Source organism: Palleronia sp. (genome assembly GCF_042089775.1).
In the GTDB taxonomy this organism is placed as follows: domain Bacteria; phylum Pseudomonadota; class Alphaproteobacteria; order Rhodobacterales; family Rhodobacteraceae; genus Palleronia.
On record NZ_JBELKF010000219.1, the window covers coordinates 1 to 2,976 of the forward strand.

Below are 2,976 nucleotides of genomic sequence, written 5' to 3' on the forward strand. Positions count from 1 at the left end.
ATAAGCAGAATGTCCGTTCGGCGCCGGTCTCGACACGACAATCGTTGCTGCGCCTGCGAAGTCGTCACCTACCGCCACGGCCGAGACGGGCTCGGAGCGGACATTGCGCTCCGAGCCTCAGTATCACTCATCTGCGCCACAAAGCGCAAAGGGCGGGCTTCCGGGGGCCTTTCTCTTAGATCTCACACACTCCGGCGGTGCAGGCCAACTGCTGCATCGCGATGGTCGTGTCCTCTTTCTCGTAGAGGGCCAGAGCGGACCAGTTGACGGTAGTCGGCATGATGGCCTTCATCGCCTCGTAGGCCTCCTCGTCGCAGTCCTGATAGGGCGCTTGCTGGTAGGTGTGGTCCGTCTGGGGCAGGAACGACACGCCGCTGATCTCGTCGAAGTGGGCGTAGACCCAGTCCGCGACCTCGGCCCACTCCTCGTTGCGCACCGAGACGGTGCAGCTCGGCTTGTGGTCGCACCAGTACCGCTGGAAATCGAGCCAGTTCTCGAGCTGCTCGACCGCCGACAGGTCGTGCCGGGTGACGGCGCCCTCGGGGGCCTTCATCGGGAACGAGAAGATCGTCGTCGTCTCGCCCTTCATCACGCAGGGCTCGTTCGGGATGCCGGCGTCCTTCATGAAGGCCGTGATCGGATCCTTGTTGTCGCCACGGACGGTGCGGATGTAGAACGGCGAGTGGCGCGTGTGGATGCCGCTGGCCGTGTTGGTGAGCTGGCTCACGGTGCCCGAGGGCTTCACGCAGCAGATCGCGTCGGAGGACGGAATCCCGATCTCCTCGGCCAGAGCCTTGTTGGTGCCGCGCGCGATGCCGTTCAGTTCCTTGAGCCACCCCTCACGCCTCTCCCGGCCTTCCCGGCCCGAGAGCACGGGATGATCCATGATGCCGGTGAGGCTGACGCCCAAGAGCCGCTCTTCTTCCGCGTTCTGCTTCCAGATCGGCCGCAGGTAGGTGTAGTCCGTCAAAGTGGACTGCATCGTGCCAAGCACGGTCGCGGCCCAGACCTTCATCGCGAGATCCTCGAGTGTGTCTTCAGCCCGCACGATGACCTCGGACAGATTGCAGAAGGAGTAGGGGCGCAGGATGATCTCGGAGTTGCCGGTGACGATCCCGTTGAACGTGCCGCGAGAGGTCTTCGGCTCGGTGAAGCAGTAGGTCATCTCCACGCGGTCGAGATCCTTGACGTCGACAACAGTGACGAAGCGACGGGCGTCCCTTTGAGGGGCGTTGTCAGAGACGTCCAGACGCTCGAGCTTCAAGCCAAGGGCCGAGAGCTGGGCAAGGTCGCTGCAGTTGATGCACAGACGGTAGCACGGATGGCAGTCGTAACCGTCGAACTTCCGGTTGGTCCCTTCCGGGTGCGTGGTTCCGATCTTCGCCTGTACCCCGAGACGGGTCAGCATCAAACGGACGTCGCTCAGGAAGTCATAGTCGACCGAAGCCAGTTGGGCGCCGACCCCGTTGGTGTAGCGCAGAGCCGTGCCATCACCATCCAGAAGACCTGCCAGCCAGTTGAGGCAATAATCCAAGGTGCCGTTGACGGGGACGAACCCCTTGGATTTCATCTCACCGTGCTGCCAGAACTTGCGCCCATAGTCGGTGTCGCGGAACTTCCCAACCAGACGGTCAATACAGACGTATTTCGGCGCGTAGACCCACGAGAACTCGCGGTTCTTGTTTCCGTCTGCCGAGTAGAAACCTTGGCTGTAGGCGTCACCATCATAAGCCCACCCAGCCTCAACCACCGGCATGGTGAACTTCTCGAGCTTGTCCCCTACGACCAAATCCTCTGCCGTGACGAAGCCCTTGCCCGCGATGCAGAACCGGTGGTTCGGGGTACAGTTCAACCGGGTGCCGTCCGAGAGGAGGACACGGAGGATGTCTCCCTCACCAGCCTCGTAAGGCACCACGGGTGCCCAATCTTCGCCGTTCCAGATCTCGACGTCCTTGCCGACCGTCTCGATGATCGGGACGTAACCCTGCTTGGTGAGGATGGGGGTCTCACCCGTCACGCAGCACGGATTGGTGCCGTAGGCATAGTCCTTCTTGGTCTTGGGATTGTAGGAGCTGCGGATGCCCGTCTTGTTGACCTGAGCGATCGCAGCAGCCCGGCTGAAGATGCCACGCTCGCCCGACTGGCTGGCGACCAGAGCGGCCCACTCCTTGTCGAACAGCTCGCGGCCCGGCTTCTCTTCGTAGACCGCCGAGTTGTTGGCGAGAGCACGGTGCGGGTAGGCGACCCACCAGCCGGCCCGGCCCGCCCGGGCCTCTTCCAAGTCCCAGCCCTTGAGCGTGACGTCGTGCAGCTCGATCTCGCCGTAGGCGTTGAGGATGCCCACGCGGTGGAGGTCGGCGCGGATCTGCTCGAGGCTTTTGACCTCGAACTGGCCCTTGGCGTTGGCCATCGCGGCGTCGTCCAGATCGGACAGGGAGATCATCGCCGAGCGGCGGACGCCGCCCACGACGACGATGTCGCCGATCATGCACATCAGGTCGTGGCACTCGATCGGACGCAGCTTGCGGCCTTGGGCGCGCTTGAAGGTCTCGACGGTGAACTTCAGGAGCTTCTCGAGCGGCTCGGGACCGGAAGCGCGGCCACCGAACGTCTTGAGGCGCGCACCCTTCTTGCGAACGCGGCTCGTGTTCCACTGCGGGATCTGGCCGTTGAAGAGGTAGCGCAGCAGCTGGTTGAGGGACTTCGCCCAGCCTTCCTTGCTGTCATCGACGAGGATCACGTCGCCGCACTCGACCAGGTTGGCCGGGACGGCGGGGAGCATGTCGACCGACTGGCGCTCGACGGAGTAGCCCACGCCAGTGCCGCACAGCAGGATATACATGGCCTCGTCGAAGGCCTCGAGGCTGTCCGCAGGGACGTAGCTACAGTTGAAGGCCGGGACCGAGCAGCGGTCCAACGCCGCCCCGGCGGTCATCAGGGCGCGCATCGAAGGCACGCACTTGAAGGCGCCGACCA

The 2,976-nt window shown here is 63.5% G+C and carries 1 protein-coding gene; it reads right to left on the minus strand.

The window, feature by feature from the left end; all coding sequences use genetic code 11:
• Positions 1 to 175: 175 nt before the first annotated feature.
• The coding region (locus ACFDS3_RS20220) for an LAGLIDADG family homing endonuclease (protein ID WP_375264127.1) at positions 176 to 2,976 on the minus strand (2,801 nt) is incomplete at its 5' end.